This window comes from Algoriphagus alkaliphilus, from assembly GCF_900103735.1.
Classification (GTDB): domain Bacteria; phylum Bacteroidota; class Bacteroidia; order Cytophagales; family Cyclobacteriaceae; genus Algoriphagus; species Algoriphagus alkaliphilus.
The window spans coordinates 32507-58548 of sequence record NZ_FMXE01000005.1 but is presented as its reverse complement, the minus strand read 5'-3'; the positions used below and the strand labels follow the sequence as shown (position 1 = coordinate 58548).

At 41.7% G+C, this 26042-nt stretch carries 23 protein-coding genes and 2 tRNA genes; 17 read left to right on the top strand and 8 right to left on the bottom strand.

Going from position 1 to position 26042, the window contains the following annotated elements; translation table 11 throughout:
- Nucleotides 1-4 precede the first annotated feature (4 nt).
- Together BLQ81_RS03965 and BLQ81_RS03960 are read left to right on the top strand one after the other, a co-directional pair.
- Nucleotides 5-1360 (top strand): HlyD family secretion protein, encoded by a 1356-nt coding sequence (locus tag BLQ81_RS03965; protein WP_092728660.1) that lies wholly within the window; start codon nucleotides 5-7, stop codon nucleotides 1358-1360.
- Nucleotides 1357-2745 carry a TolC family protein gene (locus tag BLQ81_RS03960; protein WP_092728659.1) on the top strand — a complete coding sequence of 463 codons (1389 nt, stop codon included), beginning with the start codon at nucleotides 1357-1359 and terminating at the stop codon, nucleotides 2743-2745. Before BLQ81_RS03965 ends, BLQ81_RS03960 begins: the two co-directional genes overlap by 4 nt.
- A 13-nt stretch (nucleotides 2746-2758) precedes the next feature.
- Here the strand turns inward: BLQ81_RS03960 and BLQ81_RS03955 are convergent, their stop codons facing one another.
- The gene (locus tag BLQ81_RS03955) at nucleotides 2759-4069 is read right to left on the bottom strand and encodes a tagaturonate reductase (protein WP_092728658.1); all 1311 of its coding nucleotides are present in this window, start codon (nucleotides 4067-4069) and stop codon (nucleotides 2759-2761) included.
- A 45-nt stretch (nucleotides 4070-4114) separates the two neighbouring features.
- On the opposite strand from BLQ81_RS03955, the gene BLQ81_RS03950 reads away from it, so the two are divergent.
- Nucleotides 4115-4396 (top strand): DUF1330 domain-containing protein, encoded by a 282-nt coding sequence (locus tag BLQ81_RS03950; protein ID WP_092728657.1) that lies wholly within the window; start codon nucleotides 4115-4117, stop codon nucleotides 4394-4396.
- Between the two features lie 139 nt (nucleotides 4397-4535).
- Nucleotides 4536-5183, top strand: coding sequence for a dirigent protein (locus tag BLQ81_RS03945; RefSeq protein WP_139183561.1), 648 nt, complete (start codon nucleotides 4536-4538; stop codon nucleotides 5181-5183).
- Between the two features lie 55 nt (nucleotides 5184-5238).
- Here BLQ81_RS03945 and BLQ81_RS03940 read toward each other — a convergent pair whose 3' ends face one another.
- Nucleotides 5239-6873 (bottom strand): UxaA family hydrolase, encoded by a 1635-nt coding sequence (locus BLQ81_RS03940; protein WP_092728655.1) that lies wholly within the window; start codon nucleotides 6871-6873, stop codon nucleotides 5239-5241.
- 47 nt (nucleotides 6874-6920) lie between these two features.
- Here BLQ81_RS03940 and BLQ81_RS03935 point away from each other — a divergent pair, with 47 nt between their 5' ends.
- Complete coding sequence (locus BLQ81_RS03935) at nucleotides 6921-7913, top strand: sugar kinase (RefSeq protein WP_092728654.1); 993 nt, start codon at nucleotides 6921-6923, stop codon at nucleotides 7911-7913.
- Nucleotides 7913-8581 (top strand): beta/alpha barrel domain-containing protein, encoded by a 669-nt coding sequence (locus BLQ81_RS03930; RefSeq protein ID WP_092728653.1) that lies wholly within the window; start codon nucleotides 7913-7915, stop codon nucleotides 8579-8581. Before BLQ81_RS03935 ends, BLQ81_RS03930 begins: the two co-directional genes overlap by 1 nt.
- A gap of 118 nt (nucleotides 8582-8699) precedes the next feature.
- On the opposite strand, the gene BLQ81_RS03925 is transcribed toward BLQ81_RS03930, so the two are convergent.
- The gene (locus BLQ81_RS03925; RefSeq protein WP_092728652.1) at nucleotides 8700-9335 is read right to left on the bottom strand and encodes a peroxiredoxin; all 636 of its coding nucleotides are present in this window, start codon (nucleotides 9333-9335) and stop codon (nucleotides 8700-8702) included.
- A 194-nt stretch (nucleotides 9336-9529) separates the two neighbouring features.
- On the opposite strand from BLQ81_RS03925, the gene BLQ81_RS03920 reads away from it, so the two are divergent.
- Genes BLQ81_RS03920 through BLQ81_RS03890 form a run of 7 tightly spaced genes read left to right on the top strand, consistent with a single transcriptional unit; the run spans nucleotide 9530 to nucleotide 14854 of the window.
- Entirely contained in the window at nucleotides 9530-9862 is a 333-nt protein-coding gene (locus BLQ81_RS03920) for an arsenosugar biosynthesis-associated peroxidase-like protein (RefSeq protein WP_092728651.1), read from the top strand.
- Entirely contained in the window at nucleotides 9862-10917 is a 1056-nt protein-coding gene (arsS, locus tag BLQ81_RS03915) for an arsenosugar biosynthesis radical SAM (seleno)protein ArsS (RefSeq protein WP_092728650.1), read from the top strand. Before BLQ81_RS03920 ends, arsS begins: the two co-directional genes overlap by 1 nt.
- A complete protein-coding gene (locus BLQ81_RS03910) occupies nucleotides 10914-11525 on the top strand; it encodes a TIGR04282 family arsenosugar biosynthesis glycosyltransferase (protein WP_092728649.1) in 612 nt (203 codons plus the stop codon). Before arsS ends, BLQ81_RS03910 begins: the two co-directional genes overlap by 4 nt.
- Nucleotides 11518-12489: an arsenosugar biosynthesis arsenite methyltransferase ArsM gene (arsM, locus tag BLQ81_RS03905; protein ID WP_092728648.1), complete on the top strand. Its 972-nt coding sequence runs from the start codon at nucleotides 11518-11520 to the stop codon at nucleotides 12487-12489. Before BLQ81_RS03910 ends, arsM begins: the two co-directional genes overlap by 8 nt.
- On the top strand, nucleotides 12434-13090 hold the full coding sequence (locus BLQ81_RS03900; RefSeq protein ID WP_217636646.1) for a DUF6134 family protein: 657 nt from the start codon (nucleotides 12434-12436) through the stop codon (nucleotides 13088-13090). Before arsM ends, BLQ81_RS03900 begins: the two co-directional genes overlap by 56 nt.
- A 5-nt stretch (nucleotides 13091-13095) precedes the next feature.
- The gene (locus tag BLQ81_RS03895; protein WP_317042016.1) at nucleotides 13096-13800 is read left to right on the top strand and encodes a TIGR04283 family arsenosugar biosynthesis glycosyltransferase; all 705 of its coding nucleotides are present in this window, start codon (nucleotides 13096-13098) and stop codon (nucleotides 13798-13800) included.
- Nucleotides 13784-14854, top strand: coding sequence for a VOC family protein (locus BLQ81_RS03890; RefSeq protein ID WP_092728646.1), 1071 nt, complete (start codon nucleotides 13784-13786; stop codon nucleotides 14852-14854). Before BLQ81_RS03895 ends, BLQ81_RS03890 begins: the two co-directional genes overlap by 17 nt.
- On the opposite strand, the gene gap is transcribed toward BLQ81_RS03890, so the two are convergent.
- Entirely contained in the window at nucleotides 14851-15864 is a 1014-nt protein-coding gene (gene gap, locus BLQ81_RS03885; RefSeq protein ID WP_092728645.1) for a type I glyceraldehyde-3-phosphate dehydrogenase, read from the bottom strand. The genes BLQ81_RS03890 and gap overlap by 4 nt on opposite strands.
- Nucleotides 15865-16049: 185 nt before the next feature.
- On the opposite strand from gap, the gene BLQ81_RS03880 reads away from it, so the two are divergent.
- The 4 genes from BLQ81_RS03880 to BLQ81_RS03865 all read left to right on the top strand — a co-directional run bounded on the left by BLQ81_RS03880 (nucleotide 16050) and on the right by BLQ81_RS03865 (nucleotide 20982).
- A tRNA-Glu gene (locus tag BLQ81_RS03880) sits at nucleotides 16050-16121 on the top strand.
- A 56-nt stretch (nucleotides 16122-16177) separates the two neighbouring features.
- Nucleotides 16178-16249 (top strand) — tRNA-Glu (locus BLQ81_RS03875).
- Nucleotides 16250-16426: 177 nt separating this feature from the next.
- Nucleotides 16427-19843, top strand: a complete 3417-nt coding sequence (locus tag BLQ81_RS03870) for a HEAT repeat domain-containing protein (protein WP_092728644.1) — start codon at nucleotides 16427-16429, stop codon at nucleotides 19841-19843.
- A 266-nt stretch (nucleotides 19844-20109) separates the two neighbouring features.
- Entirely contained in the window at nucleotides 20110-20982 is an 873-nt protein-coding gene (locus BLQ81_RS03865; protein WP_092728643.1) for a PIG-L deacetylase family protein, read from the top strand.
- 173 nt (nucleotides 20983-21155) lie between these two features.
- On the opposite strand, the gene msrB is transcribed toward BLQ81_RS03865, so the two are convergent.
- From msrB to BLQ81_RS03840, 4 genes are all read right to left on the bottom strand, one after another.
- Nucleotides 21156-21572: a peptide-methionine (R)-S-oxide reductase MsrB gene (msrB, locus tag BLQ81_RS03860; RefSeq protein WP_092728791.1), complete on the bottom strand. Its 417-nt coding sequence runs from the start codon at nucleotides 21570-21572 to the stop codon at nucleotides 21156-21158.
- 110 nt (nucleotides 21573-21682) lie between these two features.
- On the bottom strand, nucleotides 21683-24079 hold the full coding sequence (locus BLQ81_RS03855; protein ID WP_092728642.1) for a penicillin acylase family protein: 2397 nt from the start codon (nucleotides 24077-24079) through the stop codon (nucleotides 21683-21685).
- A 452-nt stretch (nucleotides 24080-24531) separates the two neighbouring features.
- Entirely contained in the window at nucleotides 24532-24816 is a 285-nt protein-coding gene (locus tag BLQ81_RS03845) for a hypothetical protein (protein WP_092728640.1), read from the bottom strand.
- A 37-nt stretch (nucleotides 24817-24853) separates the two neighbouring features.
- On the bottom strand, nucleotides 24854-26035 hold the full coding sequence (locus BLQ81_RS03840; protein ID WP_092728639.1) for an aspartate aminotransferase family protein: 1182 nt from the start codon (nucleotides 26033-26035) through the stop codon (nucleotides 24854-24856).
- Nucleotides 26036-26042 lie beyond the last annotated feature (7 nt).

The following is a 26042-nucleotide window of genomic DNA, read 5'->3' as shown; positions in this document are numbered from 1 at the left end:
GGCTATGTTTAATATTTCTTCTAATAAGATTCAGGAATCAATTCCATTTAGCGGCTCTAAAAGTTTGGTAATGACTCTACCGCTAAAGGAAAATCAGCAAAGAGTAAGATTGCTCACCGGGATTTTGATTTCGGCATTCATCATGCTGTTTCTGCCTTGGACTCAAAATATCCGCTCCAAAGGATTTGTCACAGCACTTAGGCCTGATCAGAGACCGCAGACTATTCACTCGATCATTGCGGGTCGAATTGAAAATTGGTATGTAGCCGAGGGTGATTATGTCGCAAAAGGAGATACAATTTTGAGGATTTCCGAAGTCAAAGACGAATATTTTGATTCCTTGCTACTCCCCAGAACACAGATGCAAGTAGATGCAAAAGCATCTTCTGCAAGATCCTATGGAGACAAGGTGAGTGCCTTAAATGATCAAATAAGTGCGCTGAGAAGAAATAATATTTTGAGAATTCAGCAAACAGAAAACAGACTCAGGATGGCCGAGCTGAAAGTTCAGTCTGATAGCATTGAATTGGTGCAGGCCAAAGTGAATTTTGATATTGGTAAATATCAACTGGAGCGAGCCGAAAATCTATTCGATGAAGGATTGAGATCATTGACAGACTTTGAGACAAGAAAATTGAAGTTTCAGGAAGTGCAGGCAAAATTGATCTCCTCCGAAAACAAATTGCTCAGCAGTAAAAATGAACTGATTTCTGCACGAATTGATCTGGATGCTATAGACAATGATTTCAAGGATAAATTGGCCAAAGCAGAGTCCGAAATGTATACAGCAATGTCTTCCCAGTTTGATGCCGAAGCAAGCACTACGAAGCTTGAAAATCAATATTCGAATTATGAGCGAAGAACCGGGTACAGACACATTCTTGCACCGCAGGATGGATACATTGCCAAGGCCATACAAGTGGGAATAGGAGAGACGATTAAGGAAGGTGATCCAATCGTCAATATTGTACCTGCAAATGCCGCGTTGGCTGTGGAAATGTACGTGCAGCCGGTGGATCTTCCACTGGTGAAAGTAGGGAATAAGGTTCGATTCATATTTGATGGCTGGCCTGCCATCGTTTTCTCTGGTTGGCCTCAGATTTCAAATGGGACTTTTGGAGGGGTTGTCATTGCAATTGATCAGTTTGCAGGCCCAAATAACCAATATCGGGTATTGGTAATGGAAGATCCTGATGAATTTGCATGGCCTGATTTGCTTAGGATTGGTTCCGGAGCTGATGGAATTGCGCTCTTTAATGATGTGCCGGTTTGGTACGAAATCTGGCGACAACTAAATGGCTTCCCTGCTGACTATTATACTCAAGAACAAAAAGATCAAGCTGCATCTTCCAAAAAATGAAAAAACTGACGCTGATTTTATTGGTGATTTTTTGGCCGTTGTTCGCAAAAGCTCAAGATACCCTGAAACTCAAATTTGAGGAGTATATGGAGTGGGTACGTCTTTATCATCCTGTGTCTTCTCAGGCTGAGTTGAATCTTCGCTTTGGCCAAATGGAATTAATGCAGGCAAGAGGGGCATTTGACCCTCTGATCTACGGTAATCTTGATAAAAAGCAATTTAAAGAATCAACTTATTACGACAAAAGAGAGGCTGGAATAAGTATTCCAACCTGGATGGGCGTGGAGTTAAATGGTGTATTTGAACAGAATTCAGGAAATTTTCTAAGCCCCGAGGCCGCTGTCCCATCCAATGGATTGCTTGCGGCGGGTGCTTCTGTAAACTTAGGTCAAGGTCTGATTTTGGATCAAAGACGAGCGTCCTTACGTCAGGCACAAATCTATCAGCAATCCAGTGAGGTGGAGCGCGTCAGGCTTTTAAACGAATTAAACCTTGCTGCCACAGCCATGTATTGGAAGTGGGCATTGGCTTATGAGAATTTGAATGTGCTGAGAGAGGGGGTGGAACTGGCTACTTCACGATTCAATTATGTCAAGCGGAGCTTTGAACAGGGAGATTTTGCGGCAATAGATACTGTAGAAGCTTTTTCTCAATTACTGAATCGTCAATACCGACTTCAAGAAACTGAAAATTCGTTTTTCGCCACGACTCAGGAGTTAAATACCTTTCTCTGGAATGAAGATGGAAATCCGATGACTTTGGGTGCGGGAACTGTCCCCGAGAGTTTGTTCGAAGAGTTTACTTTTTATCCGGATATTGAAGAATTGCGTACGCTGGTCATAAATCATCCAGAATTATTGATCACTGACTTTGAGTTGGCGAGTTTGGATGTGGAACGACGGCTGAAAGGTCAGGAGATGCTTCCTATAGTTAAACTTAAGTACAACTTTCTAAGTGAAACACTTTCGCAGTTTGACGAGTCGGTATTCTATGAAAATAATTACAAATGGGGACTGACGGTATATACCCCCTTACTTTGGAGAAAATCTAGAGGAGCGTTTGGATTGGCAAAAGCCAAAATTGATTTCAAGCAAAACTCAAGAGATCTAAAGGAAATCCAGCTGAGGATGAAGCTGGAAGCGGAACTGAATAACTGGAGTACTTTGAATCTCCAACTGCTTACTTTCACTGAAAATGTTAAAAGTCTCCAAGCCCTGCTTACCGGAGAAATCCGAAGGTTCCAGATGGGTGAATCAAGTTTGTTTCTGGTGAACGCCCGGGAGGTTTCACTTTTTGATTCACGTGTCACACTGAATGATCTTGCTTCCAAACTCAGGATTTCTTATGCGAAAACAAGATATGCAGCCGGTATAGGGTTTGATTAACTCATTGATGAATTTATTCTTCTGTCAGTTTAGTGTAAGCTAAATCGAAAGCTGCATCCCAATTCAGTTGCAACCAGTGTAAAAGAGAAAGCTTGAGATTGTCCAGTTCAGTTTGATTTTTTGAAACGTTCTGAAACCATAAGACGATGTCATTACTGTCTCGGATTTTGTCCGGATTCCTGAGGTAAAATAGAAGCAGGGAAATCAGACAGTAACTTAGTTTTTGAGGGTAATAGCCAAAGGAAGCCTGATAATCCAATAGAATGGGGATAATGCGGCTCTTTGCTTTTGAGATACTGTTTAGTGAAATATCACTCAGTTTGTGTGAAACAAACGGATTTTTGAATCGATCAATAACCTCTTTCCCGTATTTTTTTAAATCATCTGAATTCAGGTTTAGACTAGGGATGATTTCTTTCGCAATCATTTCCAGAAGGAAACTTTCTCGCTCGGGGCTTTCTATCCAGTCTCCTACGGTTTTGATATTCAATAACTGTCCATGACCCGTCATTGCGGTGTGTGAGGCGTTTAGAATCCTGACTTTTCTCAAGGAATACCCTGAAATATCCTCTTCCAAGATTACCTCGGAATTACTTTCCAAAAAGGGGAGATGAACTCTAACAGAAGCCGGCCCCTCTATGGCCCAAAGTGCATAGGGTTCAGCTTGGACAAGAAAAGGATCTTTTTCTTTTAAAGGTAAATCAAGGTGGGAAGGAAACCCCGGTACAATTCTGTCTACCAATGAATTAAGAAATATTACTTTTCCTTTTATCCATGAATTGAATTCTTTTGGGAGATTCCAGTTTTTGGAGTGGCCTAAGACAAAACCTTTTAGAAGCTCGCCATTTTGAGGAAGTAATTCGCAGGGTAAGATTACAGTATCTGCCTCAGGCTTTAGGAGAAATCTTCTGTATAGCCACTGGGTCATTCTTCCCGCAAAGGATTCCGCAAATTTTTCAAAAGGACCTTCCTCTTTCCATACCATTCCGGCTTCTGTGACATTGGAAATAATCCATTTTAGATGTGGAGAGTGTGCAAATTCAAAAAACTTCTTCTGCTCCAAAGGCAGACTCAGTCCATCTTTGACGCAGTTAATTTTTTGAATGGATTCAATTTTGTGTCCGTCCTTATAACCCGCAACCAATAGATGGTATTCATAATTTTGGGCGGCTAATTTAGCGATGGTATTTCCTGAAGTAGATTGTATGAGGCAGATATTCAATTGCTTGCCTGATTCATTCAAATCTTGAACCATTGAACCAATATATGCTCTTAGGAAATTTCCTGTACCAAATTGCAGGATTTGTATTTCGGGATTTGCCATGTTCAAAATTTTTAACTACTTAGTGGGTGTAAAATAATCACCACTATGTCAGCCTTTGTTTTAGTAGAAGTTAATATTCAAGATCCTGAACTTTACGAAGAATACAAAAAATTAACACCTGCTTCTATAGAAGCCTACCAAGGGAAGTTTGTGATCCGGGGTAATCCCATTCAAGTCATGGAAGGTGAGTGGAATTTCGACCGCCTCGTACTTTTGGAGTTCCCGAGCAAAGCCATTGCTTTGGAATGGTACAATTCCAAGGAATATCAAATTGCAAAGAAAATTAGAGAAAAAGCCTCTTCGGCAAATTTTTTTATTGTTGAATAATATATTTGGCATTTTTATTGGTATAAAAAACAAATAAGATACTTTTTGTTGAAAATCAATCCTAGATCACTTAACAGTTAATTATTGAAATAATTAAAAAAACATTAAAAAAATTAAATCACCCCAACCGAATAATTCTATGAAACAAATCAAACTAAAATTATCAGGGCTTGTTCTGATAAGTGGTATTATCTTTTCCTCATGCATGTCAGAGGCAGAGACACCAGTGATTAATGAATTGGCAGAAGTTTCAAGAGAAACTTCCCAAGTTGTAACAGGTGAAGAAAATTTCAGAAAAGGACCAAAAGGGGTTTTTTATCAAGAAAAATTTTCAAATCAAAGCATTGTTGTAGGAAACCCTGCTGCATTTCCAGGCTTTGGAGAAGGGCAAGCCACTTTTATTGGTAAAGGATTTTCTTTTTTCAATCAGTATGCCTTGGGTTTTCCTGATCAGAATGGTGTTGTATTTACAGAACCGGCTTGGGTCACTGAGTTTTTTGAGAAGGAATTGATTGCTCTTGGAATAGATGCAGAAGTAATTAAGGCCAGTTCAAAAATAGTAAGTTCTTTAACTACAGACGGTAAAGGAAATTCAATTTGGTTTAAAAGTGTTTCAAATCGTGCTCAGTTTGATCAACAAGGAAACATTACTTTTGAAGCTGAAATCGAAATTGTTGGTGGGACTGGGAAATTTCAAGGAGCCACTGGAGTAGGTACCGTTAAAGGAAATGTTATGGCTTCAGATGGAAAAGGAAATACAACCGTAAGAGCAAATATTGTCTTTTAATCACCCCCAGTAAAGTGAAAAGGCGGCCTTGGATTCCAAGTGCCGCTTTTGTGTTTTACAGCGAGACCCCACGTTTCCATGGGATAAAATCATAGTTTCTATTCTGTTCGGCCTTGGTTTTTATTTCCCCACTTGCCACTTGAATGATCAGATCCAGAAGTCTGTTCCCGCAACTTTCGATCGAATCTTCGCCTGTAATCACAGTACCCGAGTTGAAGTCAATGATGTCGGTCATCCGGTTTGTCAATTTATGGTTGGTAGCCACCTTGATGACCGGACAGATGGGATTGCCGGTGGGAGTACCAAGTCCGGTAGTAAACAAAATGATATTTGCTCCACTTCCGGCCAAACCTGTGGTACTTTCCACGTCATTTCCGGGAGTACAAAGCAAATTTAATCCCGGGGTTTTCAGGTATTCGGTATAATCCAAAATGTCTGAAACTGGCGCAGTTCCTCCTTTTTTAGCCGCCCCGCAGGATTTGATAGCGTCAGTTAGGAGGCCGTCCTTAATATTTCCCGGGCTTGGATTCATGTCGAAGCCACTGCCCACGCGCTTTGCGGCGGCATTATAAGTCTCCATCAAATGAACAAATTTATTGGCCAAATCCTCGTTTTTGCAGCGATTGATGAGGTTTTGTTCTGCACCACAGAGCTCGGGAAACTCAGATAAGATCGCAGCCCCGCCAAGTGCTACAATCAGATCAGAAACTCTTCCCAAGGTTGGATTTGCAGATATTCCCGAAAAACCATCCGAACCGCCACATTCCAGCCCGATGACGAGTTTGTTTAAAGGAAAAGGCTGTCGAGCTATTTTGTTGGCCTCAATGAGGCCTTTAAAAGTCTCTGTAATCGCCTTTTGGATTAATTGTTCAGTCGTTCCTTCTTGCTGTTGATCACAAAGAATAACAGTTTTTGGCTCACCTTTTTGAATAAGCGATAGCTTTTCCATCAAGATACTAGCTTGGGCATTTTGGCAGCCCAGACTTAGGACTGTGGCCCCGGCCACATTGGGGTGATTGATATAGCCGGCAAGTAGGGTACAAAGGGACTCCGCGTCCTGCCGGGTTCCCCCACATCCCATATCGTGAGTGAGAAATCGAATCCCGTCTAAGTTTTCGAAAATTCTAGGTTGGTTATTTTTGGTTTTTTGCGGAACCGTTTCCGTAATTTTTTCATGCTGAAAGTCCGAAATCAGGTTTTTGATCTGAATTTCGTAAGGATTGGGATTGCTAAAACCCAAAGCATTCTCAAAGGCTTCCTGAAGTAATTTCACATTTGTGTTTTCACAAAAAACCAATGGTAAAACTAGCCAATAATTTGCCGTACCTATCTGATTGTCAGACCTTCTGTATCCCATAAATGTTTTCTTTTCCCAGTCTGAAATATTAGGGGGAGTCCAGCTGAATTTGCCTGGATTTAGGGTGTATTCGCGGGTTTTGTGATGAATATTGGCAAGTGTGATCGGGTAGCCTTTGGAGATGGCTTGTGTCGCTTCGCCCACTATGGTGCCATACATGAGAATGTCCTCGCCTGGCTTAAAATCCCGCATGGCAAACTTATGTTTTGCTGAGACAAAATCCTGAATTTCAAGCTCTATGTCGTTTAAGACTACTTTTTGACCGGGTTGAAGATCCGAGAGTGCTACTCCCACATTGTCTGTGGGGTCGAGAAGCAGGGTGGTATTGTTCATGATTTTTATCCTTAACTTGTTCAAATTAGAGAAAAAAATATTCTTCAATGAAGAAAATTGTCACGCTAGGAGAGGTAATGCTGAGACTTTCACCTCCCGGAAATCAACGTTTTTTCCAGACTCATTCCTTTGATGTGGAATTTGGCGGATCTGAAGCCAATGTCGGTGCTTCCTTGGCCTATTGGGGAATGCATGTTGCACACCTGACCGCGTTTCCAGACAATGAAATTGGCTGGGCCGCTTCTGGTCAGCTTCGCAAAAATGGAATTGATACCCGATTTATCCATCATTTACCAGGCAGGATGGGTGTATACTATCTCGAGCAGGGGGCCATGCAGCGGAGTTCGCAGGTGATCTATGATCGGGTAAATTCTGTCTTTTCAAATTTTGATGGGAAAAACCTAAATTGGGATGAGGTTTTTGATGGAGTGGATTGGTTCCACTGGTCAGGTATTACGCCTGCTTTATCCAAAAAGTGCGCTGATCTTACACTTAAATCGCTTCAGGAAGCAAGGAATAGAGGAATTACTGTCAGTGGTGATCTGAACTATCGAAGCAACCTTTGGCAATTTGGTAAGCAACCCCATGAGGTTATGCCGGACTTGATGAAACTCACCAATGTGATTATCGCAGGTTCAAGAGATTTCAAACAATGCCTCAATGAAGATTTTAAAAGTTTCATTGAGGTGAAAAGCATGGCTTTTCATAGATTTCCTGAGCTGGAGTTCATTGTGAAAACGGACAGAATCTCCCATAGTTCTTCTAACAATACGATTTCAGCCACACTTTTTGGAAGTAAAAAAACCTATTCGTCAAAAGCCTATGAGCTCACTCATATTGTGGATCGTGTTGGTACGGGCGATGCATTTGCCGGTGGACTGATCTATGGTTTACTGCATTTCAAACCCAAAGAAGCAATTGAATTTGCAATGGCAGCCGGAGCAATCAAGCACAGTGTTCCCGGAGATGTATTACTCTGTTCCCTTCAAGAAATCAATGAACTGGCAAGCGGTGAAGCTGTCGGCAAAATCAAACGTTAATGAGAAATCCCACGCCCTTTATTAAAAAAATGCATGCCGGTGGCATGATGCCTATATTTTTCCATCCCGACGCAGAGGTCTGTCTGGATTTGCTTCATGCTGCTTACGAAGGTGGAGTAAGAGTCATCGAAATGGTGAATCGCGGAAAAGAGGCCAAGTCGATTTTCCCTAAAATCAGAGCAGCGGCAGATAAGCTCCCGGGGATTTATCTGGGTGCCGGGACAATATATCATCCCTATGAAGCGGAGGAATACATCGAAATGGGCGCAGAGTTTATCGTGGCACCGGTGATGAATCCAAAATTGGGTGAGTACTGCGCAAAAGTAGACGTGCCTTGGATACCGGGTTGTGGTTCAGTTTCGGAAGTGTTTTTCGCTCAGGAGTTAGGAGCTGAGTTGGTTAAAATCTATCCTGCCAATGTTTTGACCCCTGAATTTGTGCCCGCTGTTCATGCGGTGATGCCGAAAATTGAAATTATCCCGACAGGAGGAGTGGAACCGACGGCTGAAAGCTTGAAAAAGTGGTTTGATGTGGGCGTCTTATGTGTAGGCATGGGGTCTCAGCTTTTCCGAAAAGACCTGATTGCTAAAGGCGATTTTGACCAAATCAAAGAATCTGTCAGGTATGCGATGGGAATCATAGAATCAATACATGAAAGCAAATCCTGACCGTGTTCATATATCCTAAAAAAAATACCCTCATAAAGCGAAGCGCTTAATGGGGGTATTTTTTAAATGTCTACTGTCAAACTGGGAACTTTCTTCGGCCCCCAACTTTGGGCTTTTTTTACAAATCCGGCTGTGGAGTCATTCTCAAATAAGGTTTGATGACCTTATGACCTTTGGGGAATTTGTTGGGAATATCCTCGGTTTTGATTGCGGGAGCGACTACTACATCTTCTCCGTGCTTCCAATTTGCGGGGGTTGCTACCGAATAGTTTGCCGTTAATTGCAGTGAATCAATCACCCGAAGGAGTTCGTCGAAATTCCGACCTGTGCTTGCGGGATAAGTAATAATCAACTTGATTTTTTTGTCTGGACCGATGACGAATACCGATCTTACTGTAAAGTTTTCATTGGAGTTGGGGTGGATCATGTCGTATAATTCTGATACTTTACGATCCTGATCAGCGATGATTGGGAAATTGACCACGGTATTTTGTGTCTCATTGATGTCATCAATCCACAGCCTGTGACTTTCCAAACCGTCTACACTTAAAGCAATAACTTTAGTGTTTCTTTTTGAAAATTCATCTTTTAGCTTGGCTACAGCTCCAAGCTCTGTTGTGCAGACCGGAGTGTAATCAGCAGGGTGGGAGAATAATACGCCCCAACCGGTGCCAAGATATTCATGAAAATTGATGGTTCCTTCGGTAGTTTCAGCCGAAAAGTCTGGAGCAATGTCCCCGAGTCGTAATGCCATAATTTTAGTATTTTAAGTCTATAGAATGAATAGACTTAAAATTTGGTAAAAGTTTTCAGGATTTGAAGTCTTTGGGAATGTTTTATTTATCAAGTTCAGATTTAAAATTTTTAAACAATGTCCGCCATTTGATATTTTTAACGGTACAACAATCCGTTCTTTAGCTATTAATCGTACATCTCAAAAAATCACAAATGAAGACTTATTATAATCCTGAAGACTTAAAAAAATTTGGAACAATCGGAGATCTTCAAAAATCAATGGCGGATAAGTTTTTTGCCTACTATGCGGAAGTGTTTAAAGAAGGAGCACTCACCGCAAGAGAAAAATCGCTTATTGCATTGGGAGTAGCCCATGCCTTACAATGTCCCTATTGTATTGATGCCTACACCACGGATACCCTGGAAAAAGGCTGTGACGAAGAGCAGATGATGGAGGCTGTCCATGTGGCTGCAGCCATTCGTGGTGGGGCCGCCTTAGTACATAGCACTCAAATGATGAATAAAATCAAAGAAATATCAATGTAATGAAATCACTCAAAGCGCAGCTGCATAGTTTAGCAGACCCCGAAGAGGAATTGGCACTATTGGAAGAAAGACATCCCGGCGGCCAAAAAAACAATTTTCAAAGTCATCTTGAAGGAATTGGATTATTTCCACTTCAGCCTACCACGCTTGAGATTTTTCAGATCAATCTTGGAAAAATGTGCAATCAGGTGTGCAAGCATTGTCATGTGGATGCAGGACCCGACCGGAAGGAGATCATGACCCGCGAGACCATGAAGTCCTGCCTTGATGTGATTCAGAATGAGCCTTTTTTAAACTGTGTCGACCTCACTGGTGGGGCGCCGGAGATGAATCCTGATTTCAGATGGTTTGTGGAGTCGATTCGATCTATCAGACCCGATATAAAAATAATCGTTCGGTGTAATCTCACGATCATTCTTGCTAATCCCAAATTCCACGATTTACCGGAATTTTTCAAAAGGAATACCATTGAGGTAGTTTCATCCTTGCCTTATTTTACTGCCATGAAAACGGATGCGCAGCGAGGGGATGGGGTTTTCGAAAAATCTATTCGTGCGCTACGATTGTTAAATGAGGTTGGATACGGAATTGAAGGTTCTGAATTAGTTTTAAACTTGGTTTACAATCCATCCGGAGCATTTCTGCCTGGATCACAGTCTGAATTGGAAGCTGAATTCAAAAAGAAACTCAAGGAGCGGTTTGATATTGTGTTCAATTCTTTATTTACCATCACAAATATTCCGATTTCCAGATTTTTGGAGTATCTACTTCGCTCGGACAATTTTGAGAATTACATGGAAAAGCTCTTATCGGTATTTAATCCTTCAGCAGCAGCCGGTGTCATGTGCCGAAATACCATTTCGATAGGATGGGATGGGTATATATACGATTGTGATTTCAACCAAATGCTAGACATGAAGGTGAATACTCCGAATTCAATTCACCTCTCAGAATGGGACTCATCGGCGCTATCTAATCGGTCTATTCAAATCAATAATCATTGTTTCGGTTGTACTGCCGGTGCTGGTTCCAGTTGCGGAGGGGCTACTGCATGAACCGTGCAGCATTGATTATTTTCCAAAAAAATGCTGTGCTGGGCAAAGTAAAAACCCGATTGGCAGCTTCGATAGGAGATGAACAGGCCTTAGAGGTATATCGTTGGTTGACTGATTATACCCATGAAATTGTGAAGAAATTGGAGGTCGATAAATTTCTGTTTTACTCAGATTATATTCCTGAAAATCCCGAAGGGAATTTGGAAGGGTATCAGCTTGAAGTGCAGTCAGGAACCAATTTGGGAGAGCGAATGAAAAATGCCTTTGCTCACCTTTTCGCTAAAGGGTATTCAAGCGTGGCGATCATAGGGACAGATTGTCCTGACTTGACAGGACGAGATCTCAACAGCGCTTTCTTGGCTTTAAGTCAATCAGACTTGGTAGTAGGTCCCGCTAAGGATGGTGGATATTACCTTTTGGGGATGAGTAAATTTATTCCTGAAATTTTCAATAATATTCCATGGAGTACTTCCCGAGTACTTGAATTAACGCTGAATTTGGCCGATAAATTAAACTTGGATTATGAGTTCCTACAAATTCTATCAGACATAGACAACCTAGAAGATTGGAACCAATTTAATACCCGTAAACAAATCACGCATGAATAATTACCTCGACACTACAGTAGATGTCTACAAGCAGGCAGCCTTGAAACCGGACGTTGGTCTATGCTGTACCACTACACCCATTTGGCAACTGCCAGAATTACGGATCCCGAAAATTATGCAGGAGATGAATTATGGTTGCGGTAGCACCGTTCATCCCCGTGATCTTGTCAATAATCCAAAAATCCTCTATGTGGGAGTCGGTGGAGGTATGGAAGTGCTTCAATTCGCTTATTTCTCCAGACAGAAAGCCGGAGTGATCGGTATCGATGTAGTGGATGAAATGTTAACTGCTTGCGAGGAAAATCTGGCCGTGGCTGAAAATGAAAACCCTTGGTTTCAGCGGGATTTTGTGGAATTGCGGAAAGGTACAGCCATGCATCTGCCAGTGGATGATAATAGTATTGATGTGGCCGCACAAAATTGCCTCTTCAATATTTTTACGCAAGAAGATTTGAAGCAGGCATTGGCGGAGATGTATCGGGTATTAAAACCTTACGGAAGATTGGTACTTAGTGATCCGATTACCGAAAACCACATGCCGGATTCACTGCGAAATGATTCAAGACTGCGTGCGCTTTGCCTGAGTGGTTCACTTTCGATGAAAGATTACCTTCAGATGATTACCGATGCAGGCTTTGGTACAGTAGAGATTCGCGCTAAGCGCCCCTATCGAATTTTGGCACCAGGTCAATATGATACTGAGGAGATGATTTTCTTAGACTCAATTGAAGTATGTGCCATCAAAGATCCGATGCCAGCCGACGGCCCATGCATTTTCACGGGTAAAGCCGCAATCTATTTTGGAAGCGACGAATATTTCGATGATCACAAGGGTCATATTTTAATGAACAATCAGCCATTGTCAATTTGTGATAAAACTGCCGCTGCAATTCATAACTTGGGTAGAAATGACATCTATGTTTCAGAATCCACTTATTTCTACGACGGCGGGGGCTGCTGTTAGTAAAAAGTTAATCCCACTCGTAGTGGTGTTAGTCTTTGTATTGGGTGATGGATTTGCTCAAAATCAAAGCAATGAGCGAAACTATGAGATTACAGTACTGGGTTTTAAAATAGGAGAAATGACAGCAAATAGATCCAAAAGCTCCGATAGTACGCTTTACAAAGTGAAGAGCAATGTGAGCTTTTGGTTTTTTGGCAAAGTCAACGTGGACTTCCGGTTAGATTCACGGTTTGCGAATAATCAAGTCGTTTGGACAAGAAGTTTTTCCAAAAGCAACAAGGGTGATTTTCAATCGGAAGTTAAATGGAATGGAAGGCATTATGAGGTGGATGCATCCACATATAAGTTTGAAAATTCCAAACCTATTTATGATCTCATTACATTAAGTAGTGTCATGCTTTTTTTTCATGAACCAAAGGCAAATCAAGATTTCTTGGGGGAAGTTTTTGGACTCGTTTCCAAAGTAAAAAAGATATCAACTAACGTCTACGAGGTAACGATAAACGGAAATACCAACCGCTACTATTATGAAAATGGAATTATGGTCAAAGCTGAAATGCAAAGTCCAATAAAAAATTATTTGATCAAATTGGTGAACTAGTAGCGATGATGAATTTGTCAGTGATCATACCTACGCTCAATGAAGCTGAAAGTATCAAGGAGCTGATTCCCTTTTTGTTAAGGCAAGGAGGAGATTTTATCAATGAAATAATCGTGGTAGACGGAGGCAGCACAGACTCAACCTGCCAAATCGCAGCGTCTTTGGGGGCTAGGGTCTTAATTTCAGAACAAAAATCAAGAGCCGTCCAGATGAATTTAGGGGCTAGACATGCTACTGCGAATATCCTGTATTTTGTTCATGCGGATACGAGACCATTAGGCTCATTTGCATCTGATCTCCAAAAAGCTTTGATTAAAGGCTATAGGGCAGGTTGTTACCGTTACAGATTTGACTCAGAATCTTTTTTGTTGAGGTTAAATTCCTGGTTTACACGTTTTAATGGGCTTTTTTCAGGTGGAGGAGACCAGACTTTGTTTATAACACGTGATTTTTTCAATACATTGGGAGGATATGATACCAACTTTTGTCTGATGGAAGATTTTGAATTAGTGAAAAGAATCAAAAAACAGACTAAGTTTTATATCATTCCGAAGAGTATGACAGTGTCAGCGAGAAAGTATCGGGAGAATTCCTGGCTAAGAGTTCAACTAGCTAACTTGTATGTGTTTACGCTTTTTTATTTTGGCGTGGCTCCGGAAAAGCTAAAAAATTCTTACGCAATACTATTACATCATGATACAAACTCCTGATAAGTCATACCAAATTAATGGAATTCAACAAATAGGAATAGGAGTAAAAGACCTTCATCAGGCTTGGTCTTGGTATCGGAAAGCTTTTTCGATGGATGTGCCGGTATTTGAAGATGAAGCTACTGCCAACTTGATGACCCGCTACACCAATGGGATAGCAGAGTCACGACATGCTGTACTGGCCTTGAATATGCAGGGAGGAGGGGGGTTTGAAATCTGGCAATTCACCAGTCGAACTCCCAATTCTACTAATTTCGAAATTTTGCCGGGAGATTTGGGGATTTATGCAGTGAAAATTCGTGTGAGGGATATCCAGAGAGCTTTTAAACATTTGGAAAACCAGAATGCCGAAATTCTGACGGAAGTTGCAAAGACACCCAATGGAATGGGTTCATTTTTCCTAAAGGATCCCTTTGATAATATTTTCCAGGTTGTGGAAGATTCCAGTTGGTTTTCTGAGAATTCATCCCCAACAGGAGGAGTGTTAGGGGTGGTCATTGGTGTTTCTGACCTTGAAAAGTCTATTCTACTCTATCGTGATATTCTGGGTTTTTCAGTTTTAAATTATCAAGAAGAAGGTGCTTATTCCGACATTCCAGGTGAAAAATTCACCTATAAACGAGCACTGCTTGCAATGCCAGGAAAGTGTAATCCCGGTGCATTTGGAGCTTTACTTTGCCCTGCTCAAATCGAATTGATTGAAGTAAAGGAAAGGCAAGGCCGTCATATCTTTAAAGATCGTCTTTGGGGTGATTTGGGATTTATCCATTGCTGTCTCGATGTAAACGGGATGAAAGATCTGAAGAAAAAGGCTGGAGAAGCAGGATATCCATTTACTGTGGACAGTGAGAATAGTTTTGATATGGGGAGTGCTTCTGGGCATTTTGGTTACCTAGAGGACTATGACCAGACCTTGATTGAATTTGTGGAAACTCACCGCGTCCCAATTCTTCAGAAGTGGAATCTTTATCTCAACTTGAAAAAGCGAGACCACAAAAAGAACCTACCAAAGCTTTTAGTGAAGCTATTGGCTCTTAACCGCGTGAAGTCTTAAGTATTTGATATTTTTTCGACCAGATCAACCAGTCGGTTTGCATAGCCTGACTCATTATCATACCAGCCAACGACTTTTACCAGATTGCCTTTTGCCGAGGTGAGCGCCTCGTCAATGATGCAGGAATTCGGGTTTCCCAAAATATCCATAGAGACAATTGGATCTGATTCTACCTGCAAAAGGCCTTTCAATTTTCCATCTTCTGCATTTTTATAGGCATGGTTGATTTGTTCAGCAGTGACTTCCTGCTTTAATTCCACTATCAAATCCGTCAATGAACCATCGGGAACAGGTACGCGCATCGCCGAAGCTTCGATTTTACCTGCTAAGGCAGGTAAAATAATATCCAATGCTTTGCCTGCATTGGTGGTAGTGGGGATAATAGAATAAGCGGCAGCACGGGCCCTTCTCAAATCGCGGTGTGGCGCATCATGAAGGTTTTGGTCATTGGTATAGGAATGCACGGTAGAAGCAAAGCCTTTTAGAACACCAAAATTTTCATCCAAAACCTGGATCATGGGAGCGAGGCAATTGGTAGTGCAAGATGCGTTTGAAATGATCGTTTCCGTCCCATCCAGAATCGAATCATTTACTCCCAAAACCACCATCGGAATACTCAGGTCTTGAACAGGTGCTGAGATAATAACTTTTTTCGCACCTGCTTTCAGGTGTTTTTGGGCTCCTTCACGGGTAGTGAACCTTCCTGTACATTCGATGACAACGTCGATATCCAACTCTTTCCATGGTAATTCTTCGGGATTTGATTTGGAGAAAAGTTCAATCGGATAATCATTGATAAAAAGGGTATGTTCATTCAATGAAACTTTCTCTTCAAATTTGCCATGTACAGAATCGTATTTCAGTAAATGTGCGATGGCTGTAGGATCAGCCAGATCATTTATCGCAACCAAGCGTAATCTTGGATTTAAAAAGAGAAGCTTTGCGGTATATCGGCCTATTCGACCAAATCCATTTATAGCAATTCTTGTTTGAGGAGTTTGATTTGACATGTGCAGATTTTCTCAGGACGAAATTAGATAAAAACCTGAGATTGGTTTAAGCAAAATTTTAAGGCTTTGGTTCAGGTTTTTACCTTATTTGCCAAAGAAATTTTTGTGCCGATTTTGGCTTTGTAAATCTGACCAGCTATATTTGCACAACCTTACGGAAAAGCATGTTTTTCAGGGGTTTTAATGGTCGGTTCGTCTAGGGGTTAGGACGTATCCCTTTCACGGATAAAACACGGGTTCGATTCCCGTACCGACTACTAGTCGCTGATTTTCAATAAATTAGATCAGTGATTTTGAAATTTTTAAATAGTATGGTCGATTCGTCTAGGGGTTAGGACGTATCCCTTTCACGGATAAAACACGGGTTCGATTCCCGTATCGACTACAAGACTCCAAAGCAAAATCGCTTAAAGTCAATTTTTTTTGATTTATGGTTGTTAGTGGTTAAAGTAAACAAAACCCCGATCCTTGATCGGGTTTTTTGTTTTTAGCATCGTTTATATCAACGGCATGCATTCGAATTTCAATTTATCTATTTTGGAGGTTCGAATCAGCCTATTATATGTTTAATTCACAAAACAAACTCACTTTTGTCCTAGCACTTTTGCTGGGTACCATGACTTTTTTCACAGCTTGTAAGAAGTCTGAGCCTGTTGATCTTCGCATCAAAACGCTCACTATAGAAGAAATCACACCTTTAGCTGAAGCTGCGGTCAAGTCCATTAATCCTATTCTTGCAGACGGGCTGAAGCTTTCTGTATGGGCAGTGGATTCCTTGGTAAAAGATCCCATTTCGATTCAGGTCAATGAATTTGGAGAGGTTTTTTATTCACGCTCTCCCCGACGAAATAATTCAGAATTCGACATTAGAGGTCATCAGAGTTGGGAAATCCGCTCCATCGGTTTACAAACTATCGAGGACAAGCGGGCATTTCTTCATGATGAATTGTCTCCTGAGCGATCCGCCGAGAATACTTGGCTGGCAGACTTGAACGGCGACGGATCTCACGATTGGAGAGACATGACCTTGGAGAAGAATGAAGTTTTCAAACTTAAAGATACCAACGGCGACGGATTTGCAGATTGGTCTCAGATCATGATGCAGGATTTGAACGAGGAAGTGACCGATGTTGCCGGAGGGCTAATGAAAACTGAAGACGCACTATATGTCGCGGCCGGTCCTGATCTTTGGAAATTTTTGGATAAAAATGGTGACGGAATTATGGATGAAAAAACATCCCTGTCCCATGGATATGGCATTCACGTTGGGTTTGGAGGGCATGGAATGTCCGGTATAAAAATGGGGCCTGAAGGAAAAATATACTGGGGAATCGGTGATATCGGATTTAATGGCAAAAGTGCTGACGGGACAGAATGGAAATATCCCAATCGTGGTGTGATTGCACGTGCAAATCCCGATGGAAGTGATTTTGAAATTTTCGCAATGGGTGTCAGAAATACCCATGAGTTTGTTTTTGACCAATTTAACAATCTTATTTCCGTAGATAATGACGGAGATCATGCCGGCGAAAGAGAGCGCTTGGTTTATTTGACCAATGGATCTGATACCGGCTGGCGAATCAATTGGCAATTTGGAAAATATCGTGACCCAGATAACAATACCTATAAAGTGTGGATGGATGAGAAGCTTTATCTCCCACGATGGGAAGGTCAGGCGGCGTACATTACTCCCTGCATTCAAAACTACGTAAATGGGCCAACTGGAATGGTTTTCAATCCTGGTACCGGATTGGGACAAAAATGGAAAGACCACTTTTTTGTAGCTGAGTTTGTTGGAAATCCTGCCAATTCAGGCGTACATGCTTTCCAACTTCGGCCAAAGGGAGCCACATTTGAGCTAACCAAAACAGAAAAAATTGTCGGAGGATTGTTGGCTACAGGCTTGGATTTTGGACCGGATGGCACCTTGTATATGGCTGATTTTATCACAGGCTGGGATGATAAAAATTACGGTAGAATTTGGACTTTGAAAGACGAAACAGCTACAGGTTGGGATCTTCAAAAACTGACAGAAACAGAATTGCAGGCTAATTACAAGACCCTTTCAGAAAAGGACTTAAAGTCAAAACTGTTTTTTGAAGATCAGCGTGTTCGTAGAAAAGCACAATTTGAACTCGCCAAGAGGGGCAAAAAAGGGGCGGCTATATTTCAGGAGGTAATCAAAGATAAAAGTAATCAACAGGCTCGAGTACATTCGATAGTTGGCCTGAGTCAATTGGGAAGGATGGATGATATGGCTTTTGCGGATGCTTTAGTTCCATTATTGAAAGATTCCGATCCTGAGATCAGGGCTCAGGCTGCCAAGTGGATTGGAGACATTAGATATCCGAAAGCAGGTTCTGAGTTGATTGCCGGGCTGAAAGATGAGAATTCAAGGGTTCGGTTTTTCAGTGCTGAGGCTTTGGGAAGAACAAGTCATGCTGCTGCGGTTCAATCTTTAATTACCCTTTTGGAAGAAAATAATGATACCGATGCCTACATCCGTCATGCAGCAAGTCTGGCTCTGTTCAGAATTGGTAAAGTGGATGCCATCTCAGCACTTTCCACTCATCCTTCCAAGGCAGTAAGAATGGGGGCGGTTTTAGCCTTGAGAAGGTTGGAGTCCCCTGAGCTGGTTAAGTTTCTTTCAGATTCTGAAGAGTTGATTGTCACTGAAGCGGCTCGTGCGATTCATGACGATTTTTCTGTTCCAGCAGCTCTTCCTGCTTTAGGTGCTTTGTTAAGCACCACTCCTTTTCAAAATGAAGCACTAATCCGCAGAGCAATCAGTGCCAATCAGCGGGTGGGTAAAGAAGAAAACCTAAATCAGCTCATTGCTTATCTGGGAAAAGTGAATAATCCGGTAGCTTTGAAAACTGAAGCTTTAGCCGCAATTGGTACTTGGGCTAAGCCTTCGCTTTTGGATCGTGTGGATGGGAGGCATAGAGGAGTGGTTTCCAGGGATCCGGCTCTGATTCGTGATCAGGTAAAACCAGTTTTGATTGCTCAGATCAGCACAAAAGAAGAGTCACTTCGTCTGGAGTCAGTAAAAGCTGCCGGAAAACTTGGCATGTCTGATATTGCAGATCTTTTGTTGACTAAGTTGAAATCAGATCCTTCTGATTTGGTTAAAATTCAGGCTTTAAATTCATTAATGACCCTAAATGCATCAAATCTTGGAGAGGCAATCTCTCAAGCGATGGGTGATAATTCCCAATCCGTTCGAGTTGCGGGATTATCATTATTAGCCGAAACTAGCCTTCCAAAGGACCAAAAAATTGCGCTTTTGACTGATATTATTCAGAAAAGAACTGTACCTGAAAAGCAAACGGCCTTGCTGACCCTATCCAAGCTGGAAGGAAGTAAGGAGTTTCCTGTTTGGAAACAGATACTTACAGATTTTGATCGGGGAAAACTTGCCGAAGGAACTTGGATTGAACTTGAAGAAGCGATAGTGGAGACTAAATCTCCCGAACTCCAGACTGAGTTTGCCGCTATTTTGGAAAAGAAAGCTGGCGATGAGACATGGAGAAAATATTCCGGTGCTTTGGCGGAAGGAAACAATCGAAGAGGGCGAACTATTTTCTTTGAAAATCAAACGGCACAGTGTATCCGCTGTCATGCTTACAATGACATGGGAGGAAATGCAGGGCCTGCTCTGGATGGGATTGGGAATGTTTTATCAAAAGAGGAGTTGCTTATTGCCTTGGTGGAACCGAGTAAAAGATTAGCTCCGGGCTATGGATTTGTGACTTTGGAGCTGAATTCCGGAGAAAGTATTTCCGGTACACTGATGACGGATCTACCGGGAGGAGTTACACTGAAAATTGGAACGGACGAAAAAATGATTCCAAGAAAAGACATCAAGTCTACCAAGTTGGCTCCGTCCAGTATGCCTGGTATGGGAGAGCTTTTAAGCAAGCGGGATATCCGTGATTTGGTTACGTACCTGGGAAATTTGAAGAGGAGATTCGAATGAAATCGAGCCTGCCTGAGGCAGACAGGCATAACGAAAATGTCAAAAAGAACAAGATGTATGTACGGAACTTTGCCAGTAGCTTTTGAATAGACTTAAAATTGCCTAAAAACACCAAACGTTAGGCTTCATCGGACATCGGACACCCGACATCCGGCCCAAATGAGTTATTAAATTTGCTTACTGGCAGAATAGCGTATAATCATAAAGAACAAAAATCAGTACTTATGCGAGATTCCATCTGACCAAAAAAATCAAATAATAACCAGATGAAAAAACTAGTAATTGTTTCGCTCGGGATTATCGGCTTCATTTTAATGCTTTCACCTTGGATTTTGATCCTATTTGGTAGAAATCAGCTTCATGATCATGATATTCCCGAGCAAGAGCAATTGGTAGAAGGAGCGCACAAGCAACGGGTATTGGTAATTTTTCCGCATCCGGACGATGAGGTTACCGTAGCAGGCACTTTGATGAAGCTGAAGGATGAAGGGCATGAGATTCAGATGGTCTGCCTTACAAGAGGTGAAAAGGGCAATTCCGCAGGTATAGCGGATGAAGTTACATTGGCAAGGCTTCGTACAGATGAAATGCAGAAGGCGGCTGAGTTAATCGGTGCCGATGGACTCCATTTAAAAAACTATCCTGACAGCGGTTTAGAAAAAATGGGTCTTGATTCCCTAAAGGAAATCATCAGAAATCTTATAAAAGAAATTAATCCGGATGTATTGATCAGCTATGATTCAAAAGTAGGACTCTACGGGCATCCGGATCATCGCCTTACAGGACAGGCTGTAGAGGAAGTTTTTTTGGAAAACAAAGGGTTTCCAGACTTTACACCTGAAGAAATGTATCAGGTGACTCTTTGCAAAAAGCAAGTAAAGCTAGCGCTGAAACTTTCTTCAGGCTTCCAGAAAAATTACCCTGACGATTCTACTTTAGGTTTACCCCAGCCCGATTTTTCCATTAAGACCCAGGCATATTTCCCAAGGACTTTGGATGTAATTCAAGCGCATCAGAGCCAACAAGCCGTGCTTAAAGATCTAATGCCATTCCATGACAAAGTGCCTACGTGGATTTATTCCCGCGTATTTGATCGGGAGTACTTCAGGGAGGTAAAGCCGACTGTTGAGAAAAAATAAATTTGCTCTAGTTCTTCATCAAAAGAAGTCCTAAAAACGCCCAACGAAGAATCAGCACTTTGTTTTTTTGATGTTCGCGGCTAATTCAATTTCTTGCTTTTGCCTTAAAAAAGTCTCTGCAGCAGTAAATAGGGATAAGTTATGCAATTAATTGCTTTTATAGTTATGTTAATTTACCCTTTTTTAAAATCCATACTCAGCGAATTGATGCAATAGCGAATGCCTCCCTGATCTTTTGGTCCGTCAGGAAAACGGTGGCCTAAATGCCCTCCACACTTCCCGCATACAATTTCCTCCCGGATCATGAAGTGGCTGTAATCCATATTCACCACGATGGCTTCAGATTTTATTGGGTCCGTGAAACTTGGCCAACCGCAACCGCTATCGTATTTTTTGGACGAGTGAAAAATCTCATTTCCACAGGCTTTGCATTCATAGATCCCGGTATCCTTATTTAGGTAATATTGTCCCGTAAAGGGCCGCTCGGTTCCTTTTTCCCGCAACACATGAAAAGACTGAGGATCGAGTAAGGTTTCCCACTCAGATTCAGATTTTTGGATTTCGAAATTTATTGGCTCTTTCTTCTTCATTCCTAATTTTTCTATAAAACCCATATTGCAACAGTTAGGTTTAAATATTTGGAAAATCCGGATAAACTCAGCCAAGAGTCTTTCATGGGAAATCTGATTTTTTGTTCTTGTTAATTGGAGGGGATAAGAACTAGTTTTCCTTTAGCTTTATTCTTGATTTCGGTTTCATTCATTAATTGGGGGCGATATTTTCCTTTCGCGTAAAGCTGCTTTTGATCCGCATAGTGTTTGCTAAATCGATTGCCGGAGTTTCCTGTCGGTAAAACAGAAACGGAACCATCTACATCAGCAAAATCCAAAATTATTCGCATCGCAGGGCCTGAAGTCACTTTGTAAATTCCCGCTCCGCTAAGTTTGAATGCAAGTTTATTGATAGATTCCTCATTGGCAGGAATGGCCTCAGTACGGACATTAAAGATTTTATCCAATGGTTTCTGACTTCCCAAAGGATGCGGGTGTTCGGCGACCACGGCCTTTTCCCATTTCCAATCCTTCGGATTTTTGCCAAATTGATCAGAAAGTTCTTCCAAGGTGAGTTTCAAGGCTTCGGAAATAATTTCTGAGCGACTTTCAATAGTTGCTGTTCCTTTCCTGTCCCACCAGCGATTTTCAGCATCGGTGAGAAAATGTCTTGTACTTCTAATCATCATAAAAGTCTCCAAATAGGCCTTAAACCCATCTTCACCAAGCTCATCCATCATGGCAAGCCGAAGTGTATGATAAAGCCATTTGTAATAGACAGTGGGAATATTTGAATTCAGTTCGTGGTTTCCATCCCAGTTTTGTAATACTTGCAGTACCGCTGAATTAGACTCAAAGTCATTTTGGTTAATTAGAGCCAGCATGAACTGGGCATTTTTGGGATGAGTTTCATTTACTGTTTCTACCTGAAGAGCCTTCGAGGATTCCATATCCCAATCTTCCTTTGCCAGTATCGCTTTTGCGATTCGGTTCCATCGATCTCCCGGATAATAATATCCCGGGAAAAAGACGCCATTTCTAAGTGTATCGGGCTGATTGTTGGCAGAAGCTACAAATCCACTTTCAGGATTTATGCTTTGAGGGTTGTCTGTGAAAGGATACCAGCCTTTGGGTTGAGCTTCAGGGTCTGAACCATCAGCAAAAATCTTGGAATGGACTTTTTCGCCACGGATGGGAAGTTTGGCTGCTGCCCACCAGGCGATATTACCCAAGCTGTCTCCATACATGATGTTCAGTCCCGGTGCATGGATCAAACTTGCTGCATCAGCTACTTCCTGAATATTTCCTGCGTGGTTCATTTTGTAAATGGCTTCCATTGCTTTGGTAGGTTCTAAAATATACACCCACCACGAGGTCACGGGGTTGGAAGTTAGGTTACCAATTTCTTTGACCACAGAATTCATAATGGGTCCATGTTTGGTTCCCCTGATTTCAAATTCAATGGATTTTTCACCTTTTACCTGTATGATTTCTTTTCTTGAAGTGATGGGGTATGAGACCTCGCCAATCATGATTTCATTCGCGTTGGCAGGATTCAGTTTTTCTTCAAAAAAGTCCTGATCGTCGTTTTCAAACATCGTGAGGCCAATACTGTGATGTCTGCTATGGCCAACCAATCCAAAGGGAACTCCTGCCAGATGATTCCCATAAAAGCTGAAACCAGGGTACTCAAGATGGGCTTCGTACCAAACGGAAGGAGAGGAGAAACCAATGTGTGTATCGTTATTGAATAGCACTTTGCCTGACTTGGTGCGGCTTCCCGCAATCACCCATGAATTGCTTCCTTCCAGTAATGGAACGGGTATATTTCCCAATAATGCTGACAAAGTCGAGCCAACAGGACTTAAATTCGAGTTTAAGGAATCGGGGTAATTTAATGGGATAACATGATGTTCGGGGAGAGTTTGAACAGATAAAGAGCTCATGTATTCGGATCCAAGATCTCTGGCGATCCTGGTCACTAGAGGATCGGTTTTTAATCCCATCGCAAAGGTAAATGACATGTATCCGACTATCGAATGCATATCCTCAATGGTGTATGGCCTTGGTTTCTCACCTAAAAGCAAGTATTCCACGGGAAGTATGCCGCGTTGGATAAATTCGTTTACCCCTTCCAGATAGGCTTCTGCGGCTTTTTTCCAGGGAGTTTCACCTTGGGATAAAAATGCGGCGGAACTTTCTTTCGCATGTTTCGGGATTCCAAGGGTATGAAAAAACTGATCGATCTCAAGCAAGTCTTTTCCCAAAAACTCAGCAAGTGTACCTGAACCAACCCGACGCATCATTTCCAACTGGAAAAGCCGGTCCTGTGCATGCACATAACCCAAAGCCCGATAGGCATCGGCTTCATTTTGCGCATAGATGTGTGGAATTCCATACATATCGAAATTCACTTCTACTTTTTCTTTCAGGCCGGAAATGGAAAGTTCTCCTCCGTATCGAGGGCTGTGCCAATAGATAAAAAACAGGAGTCCGATGATGCCTGTTAGGGTCAATGAACCCAAAATCGTAAGTGGTTTTCTCATTTCTTGGAAATTTTTCTAAAAGATAAGTGAAAGATTAAAAAGCAAGTATGTCCATCAATTGATTCCTAGGCTTTCTTTATTTCAGTCCGAATTTAATTGGGGGATTTATCAAAAAATAAAAGTAAAAAGCACCTAAAGCATAACAGACTACATCAACCAGATCTGAGGTGTATGCAGTTGAGAATTTGGGCAAAAACCATTCAAATACCACAGAAACATAGATTAAAGCAATGAGAATTTGGATTTTGGTGAATGAAAAGTCATCTTTTTTTGGGTGAATCAGCCTATATATTTGAAGTGTTGTTCCCAAGATGACAGGGATTGCCAAAAGGTCATCCAAGTAAGCGTGAACGAGGGGAATGAAAATTCTGAATGATTTTTCCAGCAATTGATTAATCAAAAAAAGTAAAACCGGGATAAAAAAAAATGGATTTTTAAGGACCGACATTTTCTTAACCCGGAAGAGCGGCAATCAGCCAAAGAATAAAAGTGATGATGGCCATGTAGATCGTATAAAAGAAATTACCAACTTTTTTGGCTTTTTTGGTGAAGTTTGAGTCGGTGTCCTTGATGTTGAACATCCAGTTTTCTTCGTTTAGTTTTTTATCAGCAATTCGCTTCTTCTGATTTTCCAGGTCTTTTCCACCAAGGGCTTGTCCACAATTTTCGCAAACGTCATCCAGGTTCATTTCCCATGAAGACCATTTTCCGCAGTGAGGACATCTCTTTTGATCCATTTGTTAAAGGCTGTTTTTACAAAGAAAATCCCTTTTTTCAATTCTCATCTATCGCTCTTAAAATTACTTTACACGCAGCTCTAATTTGCTCTTCTGTTATAATCAAAGGTGGGGCGATTCGCATCGAGTCATCGCAAAACAAAAACCAATCGGAAATCACACCTAATTCAATCGCCCGATCAATGATGGGCTTGAGCACTTCAAAAGACTCAAACTCTAAAGCCATCATTAATCCTTTATTTCGAAATCCATTGATTTTTGGATGGACAAGCAGTTTTTTAAAAAGATTTGCCTTTGCTTCAACCTGCTCGATCAGCTTTTCTTCCAGAAGAATTTGGATTGTGGCTAGGGATGCTGATGCGCTGACAGGATGTCCCCCAAATGTGGTAATATGGCCTAATAGGGGGTTGTTTTTGAAAACAACCATGACTTCCTTGTTGGCAATGAACGCACCGATTGGCATTCCTCCTCCCATTCCTTTTGCGCAGACGAGTATATCAGGTACAAACTCAAAATGCTCAAAGGCCCAGAATTTACCCGTTCGTCCAAACCCTGCCTGAATTTCATCCAAAATCAAAAGCGTCCCGGTTTCATCACAACGCGTTCTAAGTGCTTTGAAATATTCCCGACAAGCCACCCGGATACCAGCTTCGCCTTGGATAGTTTCTATAACTACAGCGGCAGTATCGCCTGTGATTTTCTCCAAATCCGAATAGCTACCATAAACAATGTGTTTTATTCCCGGAAGCAAAGGTCGATAAGCACGCTTAAATAACTCATTTCCTCCTACACTAAGGGAACCGTGACTCGAACCGTGGTAGGCATCTACACATGAAATCAGCTCCCTTCGGTTGGTGTAGCGCTTGGCTAGTTTGAGTGCTCCTTCGATTGCCTCCGAACCACTATTGACCAAGTACACATTGTCCAAATGAGAGGGGAGGGTATCGCAAAGGGCTTTTGCCAAAAGTGTTTGAGGAGTCTGTACATATTCTCCGTACACCATGAGGTGAAGATATTTGTCCAGTTGATCATGGATGGCCTTTAATACCTTGGGATGTCGATGACCCACATTACTCACCCCTATTCCAGAGATGAGATCAATGTATTTTTCACCTTTTGGCCCATATAGGTAGATGCCCTCGGCCTTCTCCACTTCGATCATTAATGGGAAATCGGTGGTTTGCGCTAAGTGGGAAAGAAAAAGTTGTCGGTTGTTCATTATTAGT